Origin of the sequence: Bacillus sp. CCNWLW194, from assembly GCF_037120585.1 — a bacterium.
Classification (GTDB): Bacteria; Bacillota; Bacilli; order Bacillales; family Bacillaceae_G; genus Bacillus_A; species Bacillus_A basilensis.
In genome coordinates this window covers 56,633-71,551 of record NZ_JBBBBL010000010.1, presented here as the reverse complement: position 1 = coordinate 71,551, position 14,919 = coordinate 56,633, and the positions used below count along the sequence as shown (strand labels likewise).

The window sequence follows — 14,919 nt, the reverse complement described above, 5'->3', positions numbered from 1 at the left end:
GAAGGAACAGAAGAGGTGACGGAAGAAGAAAAGGCCAAAGCGAAGGCGAAGGCAGCAGCCGCCGCAAAAGCAAAAGCAGCAGTGCTAGCGAAGCAAAAAAGAGAAGGAACAGAAGAGGTGACGGAAGAAGAAAAGGCCAAAGCGAAGGCGAAGGCAGCAGCCGCCGCAAAAGCAAAAGCGGCAGCGCTAGCGAAGCAAAAAAGAGAAGGAACAGAGGAGGTAACGGAAGAAGAAAAGGCCAAAGCGAAGGCGAAGGCAGCAGCCGCAGCAAAGGCAAAAGCGGCAGCGCTAGCGAAGCAAAAAAGAGAAGGAACAGAGGAGGTAACGGAAGAAGAAAAGGCCAAAGCGAAGGCGAAGGCAGCAGCCGCAGCAAAGGCAAAAGCGGCAGCGCTAGCGAAGCAAAAAAGAGAAGGAACAGAGGAGGTGACGGAAGAAGAAAAGGCCAAAGCGAAGGCGAAGGCAGTAGCAGCCGCAAAAGCAAAAGCAGCGGCGTTAGCAAAGCAGAAAGCCTCGCAAGGTGATGGGGATTCGGGAGATGAAAAGGCGAAGGCAATTGCAGCAGCGAAGGCAAAAGCGGCTGCGGCTGCAAGGGCAAAGACAAAGGGTGCTGAAGGTAAGAAGGAAGAGGAGCCGAAGTCGGAAGAGCCATCTGTGAATCAACCGTATTTAAATCAGTATGTTGAAGTTATTAAAGGGAAAATAGGAGAGGATGCATTAGTAGATTCCTACATTAATAAACTTTCAAAGGATGTGCCAACTCTTGTGGTGGATTCCGCGAAGTATTATGAAGTGATGGAATCATTGCGATTCCATGAGGGACTTGCTTTTGATTACATGTCAGAGCTACATGCGACGGATTTTGTGACACATATGGAAGTGTATGTTCATTTATTTTCATATGGAAAGAAACAGTCAGTAGCGGTGAAAGTAAAGCTGGATAGGGAAGCACCGCAAGTAGAATCGGTGACGGCGCTTTGGAAAGGAGCGGATTGGCCAGAGCGGGAAACGTATGATTTGCTTGGTATTGTATTTAAGGGGCATCCGAATTTATCACGTATTTTAATGCCTGATGATTGGATAGGGCACCCGCTTAGGAAAGATTATGAACCGTATGATGTGGAGGTGTAGCTAAATGATCCGTACGGAAGAAATGCTTTTGAATGTAGGTCCTCAGCATCCGAGTACGCATGGTGTGTTCAGGCTTGTTATTAAGATTGATGGGGAAATTATTAAAGAAGCTACACCGGTTATTGGATATTTGCATCGCGGGACCGAAAAGATTGCAGAGAGCTTACAGTATACGCAAATTATCCCTTATACAGATCGAATGGACTATTTATCGGCCATGACGAATAATTACGTCATTTGCCATGCTGTAGAGACGATGATGGGGCTTGAAATCCCGGAGCGGGCTGAATACTTGCGAGTGCTTGCGATGGAGCTTGGAAGGATTGCGAGCCACCTCGTTTGGTGGGGGACAAATCTTCTTGATATAGGAGCTGTCAGCCCGTTTTTGTACGCGTTTCGTGAGCGAGAGATGATTATTAATTTATTAAACGAATTATGCGGTGCACGGCTTACTTTTAACTATATGAGAGTCGGCGGTGTGAAATGGGATGCGCCGGACGGTTGGATTGAAAAAGTGGAAGAGTTTGTTCCGTATATGAGAGAGCAATTGGCAGGTTATCATGATCTTGTTAGCGGTAATGAGATTTTCTTAAATCGTGTGAAAGGCGTTGGTACATATAGCGCGGAAGAAGCGATTTCGTATTCTTTAAGCGGAGCGAATTTGCGATGTACCGGAGTGAACTGGGATCTTCGCAAGGATGAACCATACTCCATTTATAATCGCTTCGATTTTGATATTCCTGTTGGGAGCGTGGGGGATGCTTGGGATCGCTACGTTTGTCGAATGCAGGAAATTGAGGAGTCTTTAAAGATTGTTGAGCAAGCAGTCCAGCAGTTCCCAAAAGAAGGAGCTGTGCTGGCGAAAGTGCCGAAAATTATTAAGGCGCCTAAAGGAGAAGCGTTCGTCCGTATAGAATCGCCGCGCGGAGAGATTGGTTGCTATATTGCTAGTGACGGAAAGAAAGAGCCGTACCGTTTGAAGTTTCGCAGGCCGTCTTTTTACAATTTGCAAATTTTACCGAAGTTATTAAAGGGTGAAAACATCGCCAATTTAATTACGATTTTAGGTGGAGTTGATATTGTACTTGGGGAGGTTGATGGCTGATGATTGAAACACTCTTACAATCACCTTCAAGCTGGACGAATTTCTTCATTTTTTTCGGATTAGCGGTGCTCCTATTATTTGCAGTCCTTGGCTTCGTTACATATGGTATTTTGGCAGAACGGAAAGTGATGGGTTTTATGCAAGGGCGGATTGGGCCAAACCAAGTTGGAGGCCGGTTCGGTCTGCTGCAAACGGTAGCTGATGTTTTGAAACTACTACTAAAAGAAGATAGTATTCCGAAGGCGGCAGATAAACCGTTGTTTATATTAGCGCCTGTAATTGCATTCGCGCCAGCATTTATGGTGCTTGCAGTCATTCCGTTTACTGATAAATTTCAGTTCGCAGATATTGGCGTAGGCTTACTGTATTACATTGCTGTTTCTGGCATAACGACGATTGGCGTCGTAACCGGAGGATGGGCATCCAATAATAAATATTCCCTTTTAGGAGGGATGCGTGCGGCGGCGCAAATGATTTCTTATGAAATTCCGCTCGTAATGAGTGTAATTGGCATCGTTTTATTAGCTGGTAGCTTAAATTTAAATGAAATCGTAGCGGCGCAGGAGAATGTTTGGTACATTTTCGTGCAACCAATTGGTTTCGTCGTGTTCTTAATCGCGGCGGTAGCAGAGTTAAATAGGACGCCGTTTGATTTACCAGAAGCTGAGTCGGAGCTTGTTTCCGGATATCATACGGAATACTCAGGGTTTCGCTGGGCGTTTTTCATGCTTTCAGAGTACGTATATTTCTTCGGGATGGCATCTTTAATTACAGTTCTCTTTTTAGGTGGATGGAATCCAGTTATGTTCCTTGGATTTATCCCAGGAGCCGTATGGTTTGCTTTAAAGTTTAGCAGTGTAGTCTTTCTATTAATTTGGTTCCGCGTTACGTTTCCGCGTATAAGAGGTGACCAGTTAATGGAGTTTGGTTGGAAAGTATTATTGCCAATTGCACTTGCAAATATTTTCTTAACGGCATTGATTAAGGAGTTATTCTTCTAATCTATGAGGGGGGTGCCAGTAAGAGATGAAAGGTCTATTTAAAGGATTAAAATATACACTAAGCAATTTGAGCAAGAAGAAGGTGACTTATGATTATCCGAATCAACCGTTGCCGCTGCCAGACCGTTTTCGAGGGATTCAAAAGTTTTATCCAGAAAAGTGTATTGTTTGTAATCAGTGCTCCAATATTTGTCCGACAGACTGTATTCAATTAACGGGAAAGAAACATCCGGATCCTACGAAAAAAGGAAAAATTATCGACACGTACGATATTAATTTTGAAATTTGTATTCTTTGTGATTTATGTACAGAAGTTTGTCCGACAGAGGCAATTGTCATGACAAATAACTTTGAACTCGCAGAATATTCACGTGATGATTTATTTAAAAATTTGCAGTGGCTTGACGAAAACGATGAAAACGTCAGGAAGGAGAATAAAGCATGAATGGCGAGTTTGTAGCATTCTTTATCCTATCCTTGTCTGCAATTATCGGCGGCGTTCTTATGTTGAACTTAACGAAAGTCATGCATATGATGCTAGCTCTCGTTCTGACATTCCTTAGCATTGCAGGTTTGTACTTTCTTTTATCGGCCGAATTTATCGGCGTTGCACAAATTTTACTTTACTCTGGTGCGATCACAATTATTATGATTTTTGGCATTATGTTAACGAAACATAATGCGGAAAATGAGTCGCGTCTTACTCTTCGAAAATGGATTATCTTCTTTGCGGTTGTAGCATTTGGGGCAGTTATGTATTTTGCTGTTAACAATATTGATTTTGCAAATGAAAGCACACAAGGAAGTTTACCTCTCCATGAAAAAAACACACTTCAAATCGGTACACTTCTCTATTCAAAATATATTATTCCATTTGAATTAACTTCAGTTATTTTACTTGTGGCACTTGTTGGCGCGATTATACTTGCGAAGAAGGATGAGAAAGAGGAGGATTCCAATGAGTAGCGTCCCAGCTTCTGCGTATTTAACGCTTGCGATTATTTTGTTTTGCATTGGTTTGTTTGGCGCTTTAACGAAGCGAAACACAGTGATTGTATTAGTTTGTATTGAATTAATGCTTAACGCGGCCAATTTAAATTTAGTCGCGTTTAGTAAATTAGGTTTGTTCCCAAATTTAACAGGGCAAATTTTCTCTCTGTTTACGATGGCTGTAGCAGCAGCGGAGGCGGCGGTAGGGCTCGCCATTTTGATTGCTTTGTATCGTAATCGCACGACGGTTCATGTAGATGAAATGGATACGCTCAAAGGATAGCATTGTGACCGAAAAGGGGGAAGGAAACAATGATCGATTATGCATGGCTCATACCGCTTTTCCCGCTTGTTTCGTTTTTGTTATTAATTATATTCGGGAAGAAAATTAGAGAAGGAAGCAGTGTACTTAGTATTTTTTTCGTCTTTCTCTCCTTTATATTTGCGGTACTCGTATTAATAGAACGGTTTTCTAAAGTAGGAGTGAAGCATAAGTGGGGATGGCTTAGAGCTGGAGATATTGATATATCATTCGGTTTTGAAGTGACTGCATTAGGGGCTTTAATGTTGTTTATCGTCACACTTGTGAGTTTACTTGTACATGTGTATTCGAAAGGTTATATGAAAGGTGAGGAAAGACTACCAACCTTTTATGCCTATTTAGGTCTCTTTACATTTGCGATGCTCGGGCTCGTTATATCCCCGAATTTATTACAGCTTTATATATTTTGGGAGTTAGTGGGCCTCGGTTCATTTTTACTCATCGGTTTTTATTTCTTTAAAGAAGAAGCGAGGGCTGCTGCGAAAAAGGCTTTTATTATGACCCGTATTGGAGATGTTGGTTTATTTATTGGGATGATCTTAATTTTCTGGCATGCAGGTAGTTTTGAATATGAAGCAATTTTTAGAGCGATTCAAACGGGGGATCTTACCCCTACTATGATTACAATAACGGCGATATTAATTTTTATCGGGGCGATGGGGAAATCAGGTCAGTTCCCATTGCATACGTGGTTACCGGATGCAATGGAAGGGCCGACGCCTGTTTCGGCACTTATCCATGCGGCGACGATGGTCGCAGCTGGCGTATATTTAGTGGCGACGATGTTTCCGCTATTTTCAGCAAGTACGGTGGCGATGCAGACGGTGGCAATCGTGGGAGCCTTTACCGCAATCTTTGCGGCTTCTATCGGTCTTGTACAAACGGATATAAAGAGAGTGCTTGCTTATTCTACAGTTAGTCAGCTTGGGTATATGATGCTTGCGCTAGGGTCTGCCGGTTATGTAGCTGGTGTTTTCCACTTAACGACACACGCCTTCTTTAAAGCGCTACTATTTTTGGCAGCAGGAAGTGTCATTCACGCCATGCATACGCAAAACATTAATAAAATGGGCGGTTTACAGAAGAAAATGAAAGTAACGAGTGCACTATTTTTAATCGGTACCCTTGCAATTAGTGGTGTACCACTCCTTTCCGGTTTCTTTAGTAAAGATGAAATTTTAGCGGCGGCTTGGATGAACGGAAATTACATTTTATTCATATTAGCAGTAATTGCAGCATTTTTAACAGCGTTCTACATGTTCCGGCTATATTTCCTCGTCTTTACTGGGGAAGCGAAGACGAAGGAAGATGTGCAGGAATCGCCCCGCATTATGACATATCCGATGATTGTCCTTGGCGTCCTTGCAGTCGTAGCCGGTTATATAAATACACCGTGGTTTGGAACGTTTCTCGGGGATTGGCTTACGAAAGATGTAGCATTTAAAGTGGAAGAGGCACACGGACCAGTTTGGATTATGATTGTTGCGACGCTTGTTTCCTTGGCTGGGATTGCTCTTGCATATTTCATATATGGCAAGAAATCTATTTCTAGAGATTGGGCTAGGGATGAGGGAACACCCCTTTATAACCTTTTGAAAGAAAAATATTATGTGGATGAACTATACAATATAACGGTGATTCCTATTACGAAAGGAATCTCTCATGTACTTCGCTTATTTGAAGTTTATGTAGTTGAAGGAATTGCCGTTTTAATAGGGAGTCTAGTTAAAGGGATAAGCGGAATCGGGTCTAGACTTCAAAACGGAAATGTACAAGTGTACGGGACTGTAACAGCTGTTTCGCTTGCAGTGCTCGTTATTATTTTGCTCTATACAGGAGGGGATTTACGATGAATGATTTGTTATTAACGTTCTTCATTTTTTCCCCGCTTTTAGGAATTCTCTTACTTGTATTAACACCGAAAAAAGAGTCGCGTACAGTGCGAGCGCTTGGTTTATTTGGAACGGCGCTTCCATTTGGAATCGCTATCGTCCTCGCTTGTACATATGCTTCTGGAAAGAGTTTGTCGCTATTTGATGAAAAAGTGAAATGGATTAAATTTGGGGATGTTGCCGCGGTAGATAAAAGATGGTTTTCCATTTATTACGAGCTTGGAATTGATGGTTTATCGCTCGTTATGATGGTGCTAACGGCCCTTCTAGCGATGCTTGCAGCAATTGCAGCATTTACTATTAAAAGGAACTTGAAAGCCTTTTATATGCTGTTACTTATGTTAGAAATAGGGATGCTCGGCGTCTTTGCCGCTCAAAATTTAATGTTGTTCTTTATCTTCTTTGAAATTACATTGCCGCCAATGTTTTTATTAATTGGGAAGTGGGGGAAATTGTCGAGTGAAAAGGCTGCTTATAGTTATTTAATATATAACGGCATTGGCTCCGCTATTTTGCTCATCGTTTTCTCGGTTTTATTTGCGAAAACAGGCACGACAAATATTGCAGAACTGAAAGAGATATTAGCAGGAGTAAATGCGGGAGGAGGACAAATCATCCAGAGCAGCTTACAGCTTGGTATATTCATTGCTATAATGATTGCTTTTGCAATTAAACTCCCTGTTTTTCCATTACATCGCTGGATGGTTAATGTGCATATTGAAGCGCATCCGGCTGTAGTTATGCTTCATGCGGGCGTTTTACTGAAGATTGGAGCATACGGTATGATTCGCTTTGGAAAGGGGTTGTTCCCGGAATACTTTCGTGAGTTTGCAACGCTAATTGCGATTTTAGGTGTCATTAATTTATTGTACGGGGCCTTCTTAGCGCTCATCCAAACGGACTTTCGGAAGGTGCTTGCTTACTCTAGTATTTCGCATATGGGTATTGTATTAATGGGCCTTGCGGCATTAAATGCACCAGGTACACAAGGGGCACTATTCCAAGTTGTGTCGCACGGTTTAATTGCAGCCTTACTTTTCTTCTTGCTTGGCATTATTGAAGAGCGTTTTGGAACGTCGGATATTACAGCGCTTGGCGGACTCGCAAAAAGTGTTCCGGTACTTAGCGGATTCTTCTTAGCGGGAGGAATGGCATCGCTTGGATTGCCGGGGATGTCTGGATTTGTTAGCGAGTTTCTTGCCTTTCTCGGTTTATTCCAAGGAGAGCCAGTCATTGCTGCGGCCGGAGTACTTGGCATCATTTTAACCGCTGTATACGTATTAAGAGCAACACTTCAAGTAACATTCGGTAAGAAAGAGTGGGAAGCGAAAGCTGATATACACGGATGGGAGTATGTCCCTATCTTGTTACTTATCTTCTGCATTATTGCAATTGGAGTAATGCCAGAAATACTAGGGGATCCGCTGCAAAATACATTGAAAACATTGGGGGTGAAGTAGGATGGATATGAATACGCTGCTTAGCTTATCGTGGCATCTCATGGTGCCAGAATTCATTATTCTCGGAGCTGCCATCCTTCTTTCCATATGTGATTTGTTTTTTAAGCTGAACCATAGATATGTAGCGCTTAGTGCAATCGCAGCCGTCATATTAGCAATCGTGTCATTAATTACGCTATACGGTGAACCTGCGGGAGATATTTTGAACGGATCGTTTGTGTTAGATGGGTTTTCAAAAGGATTTAAAACGTTGTTATTAGGCGGAGTAGCCCTCATTTTATGTATCGCAATGAGCGATGATCAGAAGAATCCAATTGAGGATAAGGGAGAATATTATTACTTATTTTTAATGGCGCTTCTTGGGGCTATGTTTATGGCTTCTAGTGTCGACTTTATTACACTTTTCGTCGGTTTAGAGTTGCTTTCACTTTCTTCGTATATTTTAGTAGGAATACGAAAAAAGAACCGTGCATCAAATGAGGCAGCGATGAAATATGTCATTAATGGAGGAATCGGAACGGCAATCACACTCTTTGGAATGAGTTATTTATACGGCATTACGGGGTCGACCAATATCGTGGATATGCAAAAAGTATTTGCCGGGGAACTGGCTGGTGGTATCCAGTTATTGTTAGCTCTCGCATTTCTACTATTGCTCGTTGGGCTCTCATTCAAAATTGCAACGGTGCCGTTTCATATGTGGGCGCCTGATGTATATGAAGGGGCTGCTACACCTGTTACTGCTTTTCTTGGAACGATTTCTAAAATTGCGGGGTTCTTACTCATTATTCGTCTGTTTCTCATGGTTTTTGCAAGTGTATTGGTGCAAGGAGACATGCAATCTTTATACGGACGTATGAGCATATACATCGCGGTGCTAGCTAGTATTACGATGATTATCGGAAACGTAGTCGCGTTAAAGCAATATAACGTAAAACGTCTATTCGCCTATTCAGGAATCGCGCATGCGGGGTATTTACTCGTTCCGCTCGTAGCGTTATCACCATTTACGATGGATAGCATGTGGTTCTACATGCTTGCATATATGCTTATGAATATAGGCGCGTTTGCAATTATCCACGGCTTAATCTTACAAAGCGACAAAGAAAATATCACCATTTTCACCGGATTATATAAAAAATCGCCATTTACAGCGATCGTGATGACGATTTTTATTTTATCGTTGGCAGGGATACCAGGAACAGCTGGTTTCATCGGGAAAATTAACATCTTTTTAGGTGCACTTCATGTAGAGCCAGCTCATTACGTACTAGCTTCTATCATGATGGGGACGACAGTCGTTTCATTCGTATATTATTTCCGTATTTTACAGCAAATGTTTTTCCGTACGGGAGAAGCAGAAGAGAAAATTCGTTTGCCACTAAATATAAAGGTTGTTATGAGCCTTTGTGCAATTTCGATTGTAATACTAGGGATTATGCCGATGATTGGATACAATTTCTTTTATGAATATTTTCCATTAATGAAGGATTTCTTCTTCCTAGGGAACGTGGTACAATAGTGAAAATAAAAGGTGTGGAGTCGTTACTCTGCGCTTTTTATTTTGTGTGAACTACAATTGAAAATGCATATAGGTATACGTTTTTAAAGAGAAATTTACAATTGAAAATGTAAGATGCTTATTTGTATTTGAAAAAGTGTGGCGCCTACTTATTATGGTATCGTTTTTATAGTATTTCGTAAGTAGTAGCTAGGTAAAAAGGGGTCGATTTTTTGGCACATCTTTTAGGGCAACAAGCACTGATTGCCATTGTTTCGCATTTATTGTTTATTACCATTACGTGGTGGGCCTTACAAGGTATTCACATTGAGCGTCTAATGAAGCCTGGAAAGGTGATGCAGACGCGAGTATTACTCATCCTAATTACAATTGCAATTGGGACATCCGTAAGTAACTTTTTCCTTGATTATTTAGGCTATTCAAAGAGTTTAACGTATTTAGTAAAGTAAGTGTATAGAACCTCATATCTCCGTTAACAATGGGGATAGGAGGGGATGAAATTGAAGATTAGAGCCATTCTTATTGTTGCACTTAGTGTTGTTTTATTTTTGGTTGGATATAGAGAGATGAAACCGATCAGCGATGAAAAGAAAATGGAGAGCATGATTGCAGCTTTAGAGAAAAATGATGCTAAAGTAGAGAAATGGTCATGGTTAGCGCGAGAAACAAAAACAATTTCTAATATACATACGTTTCAAAAATTGTTAAACGATGTGAAGGACAAGGCGAATATTCAAAAATGGGAATTAGAACAATCTCCAGATGGATATAAAGCTACATCCTATAAAAAGTTTTCGTCTTATGAAGAACGAGTAGTAGTAACTTGGAGTAAGGAAAATACTAAAGAAAACACTTTCATTATTTTTGAAGTAAGTGGGGCGAAATGGGACCCGAAGTATGTTAAGAACATGAATAAAATTTTTAGTAAAAAACCTATAATTTACACTTGTGTTCAAGGTGTACTGAATGATAAGATTGAAGGTGTTTTGCAAAATAAAACCAATCAGGTTTTGAAAGATCTTTCAGCAAGAGCGATCGAACAGATAGAAGAAAGAGCATTTGTGTCAGTCTCCGCATACAATAAAAAGTGGGATGACGCTCTTTCAACAAATAGAGAGAAAATAAATGTGCAAATAGCAATACGTTCTACAGACAACAAAGATACAATTGTGGTTGGCACACCGATCATAACTTCTGAGTATTGAGTGAATAGATACTGAAAAAAGGACACGGAGGGGAATAATTTGGAAAAGATCATCGTCCGTGGCGGAAAGCGGTTAAACGGCACAGTGCGTGTTGAGGGCGCAAAAAATGCTGTATTACCTATAATCGCTGCAGCCCTATTAGCGAGTGATGGAAAGAATGTACTATCTGAAGTACCAGTTTTGTCTGATGTATACACAATTAATGAGGTATTACGTCATTTAAATGCTGAAGTCGTATTTGAAAATAACCAAGTAACAATCGATGCTTCTAAAGAACTAAACATTGAAGCACCATTTGAATATGTACGTAAAATGCGTGCATCTGTTCAAGTAATGGGACCATTATTAGCACGTAACGGTCGTGCTCGTATTGCACTTCCTGGTGGATGTGCAATTGGTTCACGTCCAATTGACCAACATTTAAAAGGCTTCGAAGCAATGGGAGCAAAAGTACAGGTTGGTAATGGTTTTGTTGAGGCATACGTTGAGGGAGAACTAAAAGGAGCTAAAATTTATTTAGACTTCCCAAGCGTGGGCGCGACAGAAAACATTATGTCTGCAGCTACATTAGCAAAAGGGACAACAATCCTTGAAAACGCAGCGAAAGAACCAGAAATCGTTGACTTAGCTAACTTCTTAAATGCGATGGGAGCAAAAGTACGCGGAGCTGGAACTGGAACGATTCGTATCGAAGGCGTTGATAAATTATATGGTGCAAACCACTCTATTATTCCTGACCGTATTGAAGCGGGAACATTCATGGTTGCAGCGGCAATTACTGGTGGAGACATCTTAATTGAAAATGCTGTGCCTGAACATTTACGCTCAATTACAGCGAAAATGGAAGAAATGGGTGTTAAAGTTATTGAGGAAAATGAAGGTGTACGTGTTATCGGCCCAGATAAGTTAAAAGCGGTTGATATTAAAACTATGCCTCACCCAGGTTTCCCAACAGACATGCAATCACAAATGATGGCATTATTACTACAAGCTGATGGAACAAGTATGATTACAGAAACGGTATTCGAAAACCGCTTTATGCACGTTGAAGAATTCCGTCGTATGAATGCTGATATTAAAATCGAAGGTCGTTCTGTTATTATGAACGGTCCAAACAGCTTACAAGGTGCTGAAGTAGGCGCAACTGACTTACGTGCTGCTGCTGCATTAATCTTAGCTGGTTTAGTATCTGAAGGTTACACTCGTGTAACTGAGTTAAAGCATCTTGACCGTGGTTATGTAGATTTCCATAAGAAATTAGCTGCATTAGGTGCAACTATTGAACGTGTAAATGAAAAAGTAGAAGAAGTGAAAGAACAAGAAGTTTCTGATCTTCACGCTTAATTGAAATAGTCTCTATGTCTTTTGACGTAGGGACTATTTTTTTGGGTTATTACTGTTATAGTCAATAAATTCTATACTTATGCACGTACCAGTAAAAATATTTAGAAAATTTTCGTTTTAGCTGGTTCCCCTTAAGTATGTTCTAAAAGAAAGAGTTGTTCCATAAGAATGAATGGAGTAAAGCTTTTGGATATTGGGGGAAATAAGATGAAATTTTCAAAGCCACTTTTTATCACAGTAGCGCTTCTAATAGCGCTCGTTATCATTGTACCTGCTGCTCTTGTTATTCCGTTTGCGAAAGCAAAAGTAGGGGAAGAAGCAGCTTCTAAAACTCCTCCAGCGATAGAAAGTATACCAGCTCCAGGGAAAGTGGATACAGCGGTTCAAGTTTCTGTATATCGTGAGAAACAGAAAAAGGTAGATACATTACCTATGGAGGAGTATGTGACCGGTGTAGTAGCTTCTGAGATGAATGCCAGTTTTGAAATAGAGGCGCTAAAGGCGCAGGCATTAGCAGCGAGAACATTTGTGGTGCAGCGTATGCTAAGCGGAGGAAAGAAAAACAATGCGGACGTGACAGATACGGTGAAAGATCAAGTGTACAAAAGTAAAGAAGAATTGAAGAAACAATGGGGTAATAACTATGAAAATAATTTGAAAAAAATCGAAGAAGCCGTTTCGAAAACCGCAGGACAAGTTTTAACATATGATGGAAAACCAATCTCAGCATCCTTCTTTTCAACGAGTAATGGCCGAACAGAAAATGCGGCTGATTACTGGGGAAATGATTATCCGTACTTAAAGAGCGTAGATAGTCCGTGGGATCAAGCTTCTCCGAAATTTACGAGCGAGCAAACATTTACAGTAACTGACTTTCAAAAACGTCTTGGTGTGAAAGTGCTAGCAGACGGGAAGGTTGGAAATATTGAAGATCTTACGGAAGGAAAGCGAGTAAAAGATGTAGCATTTCAAGGGAAAACATTAACAGGAAAAGAAGTTCGCGAAAAGTTAGATTTACGCTCCTCTGACTTTACGTGGAAACAAGAGGGAGATAAAATCATAGTTACGACGAAAGGTTTTGGTCATGGCGTTGGTATGAGCCAATACGGAGCGAACGGCATGGCAGCGGAAGGTAAGAAATATACAGATATCGTCGCTCATTATTATAAAGGTGTCGAAATAAAGACGATGAACGATTATGAAGGAAAGTTGATGGTGAAGAAGTAGTGTGCAAAAGGAGCTAATTTTAATTAGCTCCTTTTGTTGTTATTTGTAGAAAACAAATGAAAATGATCGGACAAGACGGTGAAATTAAGTGGGATGGAGAAGAGATGAGAGAACTCTGTTTAAGGGGTCCATGGATCGCAGGTAGCTATTATAAAGATGAGCGTACAGAAGAATCAATGAAAGACGGTTGGCTCCATACAGGAGATATTGTCACGGTTGATTCGGAAGGATTTATTAAAATTGCTGATCGGACGAAAGATTTAATTAAAAGCGGAGGCGAATGGATTTCTTCCGTAGATTTAGAAAATGCTTTAATGTCACATGATAAAGTGCTAGAAGCATCTGTTGTGGCGGTGCCGCATGAAAAAATAGTAAGAACGTCCCGTTGCTTGTGTTGTATTAAAAGAGGGACAAACAGTAGAAAGAGAAGAGCTGTATGCTTTACTAAAAGCAGAATTTCCGAAAACATCTGTGGGGAAACTCTTAAAGAGAGCACTGCGTGATTAGCTCAAGACTTATATGGTAGAACAAAACTAGAGAAGAAGGCTATCCTGTTATTTGGAAAGCCTTCTTTTTATGGTGCTTCATAAAATATCAAAAATTTCCATTAATTGTTTGGTATAATGTGATAAAAAGCATTCGGGGGAGACGAAATGGCGTTATTGGAGTTGAAACAATTAGGGAAGACGAACCAGTTACCGGTAATTGAGCTAGAGGTTGAAAAAGGGCAATGTATTGTTTTGCAATGTAATAATCATACAGCTAAAGTGTTGCACCGCATCATTATTGGTGAGGAAGAAGCTTCAACTGGAAATGTGCTATTTGAAGGTGAAGCGATTGGAAAGAAACATTATTCCCACATCGGCTTTTGTTTCTTGAAAGATGAGGCATATGATCGTTTGAAGGTAAAGGAATACTTCAAGTTCTTAATAGGACTGTATGAATCAAATATGAGCACAGAAGAAGTAGTGCAATATGTCGGTCTCTTAGATAAGCTAAACGTTAAAATAGAAAAATTATCATTTTCAGAGAAACGCCGTCTTCATATCGGGCGTGTTATGATTCATAATCCAGATTTAGTTGTTTTGGAAGAGCCAGAGCAAAATGTAGATATAGAGAGTACGATTATTATTCGAAAAGCAATTATGAAAATGAAAGAGCAAGGAAAGGCAATCTTTATCACGTCATCATTTCTATCGGATGCCCTTTCATTAACAGAAGATGTATACATATTAAACAATAATGGTGTGAAAAAAGTAGAAATTGAACAAGAGGAAGCAGAAGAAGTCGATGAAGAGAAGGTCGTTCAAATGATTCCGCAAATGAAGTTAGAAAGAATACCAGCGAAAGTGAACGATAAAATCATTTTACTTGATCCAATGGAAATTCATTTCATTGAAACGCAAAATGGAGTGACACATATTCACGTTCGTGAAGGGGATTTCGTATGCGCATTAACATTAAGCGAACTAGAAGCAAGGTTAACAGGTTTTGGTTTCTTTAGATGTCATCGTTCTTACCTTGTGAATTTACAAAGGGTTCGAGAAGTGATTACTTGGACTCGTAATAGTTTTAGTTTAATTTTGGATGACGAAAGAAAAAGTTCAATCCCGCTATCGAAAGGACGAATGGATGAATTAAAAGGTGTGATTGGGCTATAAAAGGTGCTCCAATAAGCTCAAAATACGATTCATTCACTGTTGAAAATACTCCTTTTACCGGT

At 40.4% G+C, this 14,919-nt stretch carries 14 protein-coding genes and 1 pseudogene; all 15 read left to right on the top strand.

What is annotated here, in order from left to right:
- Positions 1 to 1,128: NADH-quinone oxidoreductase subunit C (locus V7S50_RS21785; RefSeq protein ID WP_336376477.1), on the top strand; the 1,128-nt coding region annotated here is incomplete at its 5' end.
- Positions 1,129 to 1,132: 4 nt separating this feature from the next.
- Positions 1,133 to 2,233, top strand: coding sequence for an NADH-quinone oxidoreductase subunit NuoD (nuoD, locus tag V7S50_RS21780; protein ID WP_242254241.1), 1,101 nt, complete (start codon positions 1,133 to 1,135; stop codon positions 2,231 to 2,233).
- Entirely contained in the window at positions 2,233 to 3,234 is a 1,002-nt protein-coding gene (gene nuoH / locus V7S50_RS21775) for an NADH-quinone oxidoreductase subunit NuoH (RefSeq protein WP_000573430.1), read from the top strand. The genes nuoD and nuoH overlap by 1 nt, the downstream gene beginning before the upstream one ends.
- 25 nt (positions 3,235 to 3,259) lie before the next feature.
- Positions 3,260 to 3,679 carry an NADH-quinone oxidoreductase subunit NuoI gene (gene nuoI / locus V7S50_RS21770; RefSeq protein WP_000677191.1) on the top strand — a complete coding sequence of 140 codons (420 nt, stop codon included), beginning with the start codon at positions 3,260 to 3,262 and terminating at the stop codon, positions 3,677 to 3,679.
- A complete protein-coding gene (locus V7S50_RS21765; protein ID WP_063222506.1) occupies positions 3,676 to 4,200 on the top strand; it encodes an NADH-quinone oxidoreductase subunit J in 525 nt (174 codons plus the stop codon). The genes nuoI and V7S50_RS21765 overlap by 4 nt, the downstream gene beginning before the upstream one ends.
- Positions 4,193 to 4,507, top strand: coding sequence for an NADH-quinone oxidoreductase subunit NuoK (gene nuoK, locus V7S50_RS21760; RefSeq protein WP_000100078.1), 315 nt, complete (start codon positions 4,193 to 4,195; stop codon positions 4,505 to 4,507). The genes V7S50_RS21765 and nuoK overlap by 8 nt, the downstream gene beginning before the upstream one ends.
- Before the next feature lie 29 nt (positions 4,508 to 4,536).
- Positions 4,537 to 6,399, top strand: coding sequence for an NADH-quinone oxidoreductase subunit L (gene nuoL, locus V7S50_RS21755; protein WP_242254243.1), 1,863 nt, complete (start codon positions 4,537 to 4,539; stop codon positions 6,397 to 6,399).
- The gene (locus tag V7S50_RS21750; RefSeq protein ID WP_242254245.1) at positions 6,396 to 7,898 is read left to right on the top strand and encodes an NADH-quinone oxidoreductase subunit M; all 1,503 of its coding nucleotides are present in this window, start codon (positions 6,396 to 6,398) and stop codon (positions 7,896 to 7,898) included. The genes nuoL and V7S50_RS21750 overlap by 4 nt, the downstream gene beginning before the upstream one ends.
- A 7-nt stretch (positions 7,899 to 7,905) precedes the next feature.
- Positions 7,906 to 9,420 carry an NADH-quinone oxidoreductase subunit NuoN gene (nuoN, locus tag V7S50_RS21745; RefSeq protein ID WP_336376479.1) on the top strand — a complete coding sequence of 505 codons (1,515 nt, stop codon included), beginning with the start codon at positions 7,906 to 7,908 and terminating at the stop codon, positions 9,418 to 9,420.
- Positions 9,421 to 9,632: 212 nt separating this feature from the next.
- Positions 9,633 to 9,869: a DUF1146 family protein gene (locus tag V7S50_RS21740; protein ID WP_000940742.1), complete on the top strand. Its 237-nt coding sequence runs from the start codon at positions 9,633 to 9,635 to the stop codon at positions 9,867 to 9,869.
- Positions 9,870 to 9,920: 51 nt separating this feature from the next.
- Complete coding sequence (locus V7S50_RS21735) at positions 9,921 to 10,625, top strand: YwmB family TATA-box binding protein (RefSeq protein ID WP_396023817.1); 705 nt, start codon at positions 9,921 to 9,923, stop codon at positions 10,623 to 10,625.
- A gap of 39 nt (positions 10,626 to 10,664) precedes the next feature.
- Positions 10,665 to 11,969 carry a UDP-N-acetylglucosamine 1-carboxyvinyltransferase gene (murA, locus tag V7S50_RS21730; protein WP_060632944.1) on the top strand — a complete coding sequence of 435 codons (1,305 nt, stop codon included), beginning with the start codon at positions 10,665 to 10,667 and terminating at the stop codon, positions 11,967 to 11,969.
- 207 nt (positions 11,970 to 12,176) lie between these two features.
- Positions 12,177 to 13,196, top strand: a complete 1,020-nt coding sequence (gene spoIID, locus V7S50_RS21725; RefSeq protein ID WP_242254251.1) for a stage II sporulation protein D — start codon at positions 12,177 to 12,179, stop codon at positions 13,194 to 13,196.
- A gap of 53 nt (positions 13,197 to 13,249) precedes the next feature.
- A pseudogene (locus V7S50_RS21720) lies at positions 13,250 to 13,703 on the top strand (AMP-binding enzyme); the annotation flags it as partial.
- Between the two features lie 146 nt (positions 13,704 to 13,849).
- Complete coding sequence (locus tag V7S50_RS21715) at positions 13,850 to 14,857, top strand: LytTR family transcriptional regulator DNA-binding domain-containing protein (RefSeq protein WP_242254253.1); 1,008 nt, start codon at positions 13,850 to 13,852, stop codon at positions 14,855 to 14,857.
- Positions 14,858 to 14,919: the final 62 nt, after the last annotated feature.

Excerpts from the sequence above, each read along its gene's own strand:
- nuoD (WP_242254241.1), top strand. The coding sequence starts at position 1,133 with ATGATCCGTACGGAAGAAATGCTTTTGAATGTAGGTCCTCAGCATCCG.
- nuoH (WP_000573430.1), top strand. The coding sequence starts at position 2,233 with ATGATTGAAACACTCTTACAATCACCTTCAAGCTGGACGAATTTCTTC.
- nuoI (WP_000677191.1), top strand. The coding sequence starts at position 3,260 with ATGAAAGGTCTATTTAAAGGATTAAAATATACACTAAGCAATTTGAGC.
- V7S50_RS21765 (WP_063222506.1), top strand. The coding sequence starts at position 3,676 with ATGAATGGCGAGTTTGTAGCATTCTTTATCCTATCCTTGTCTGCAATT.
- nuoK (WP_000100078.1), top strand. The coding sequence starts at position 4,193 with ATGAGTAGCGTCCCAGCTTCTGCGTATTTAACGCTTGCGATTATTTTG.
- nuoL (WP_242254243.1), top strand. The coding sequence starts at position 4,537 with ATGATCGATTATGCATGGCTCATACCGCTTTTCCCGCTTGTTTCGTTT.
- V7S50_RS21750 (WP_242254245.1), top strand. The coding sequence starts at position 6,396 with ATGAATGATTTGTTATTAACGTTCTTCATTTTTTCCCCGCTTTTAGGA.
- nuoN (WP_336376479.1), top strand. The coding sequence starts at position 7,906 with ATGAATACGCTGCTTAGCTTATCGTGGCATCTCATGGTGCCAGAATTC.
- spoIID (WP_242254251.1), top strand. The coding sequence starts at position 12,177 with ATGAAATTTTCAAAGCCACTTTTTATCACAGTAGCGCTTCTAATAGCG.
- V7S50_RS21715 (WP_242254253.1), top strand. The coding sequence starts at position 13,850 with ATGGCGTTATTGGAGTTGAAACAATTAGGGAAGACGAACCAGTTACCG.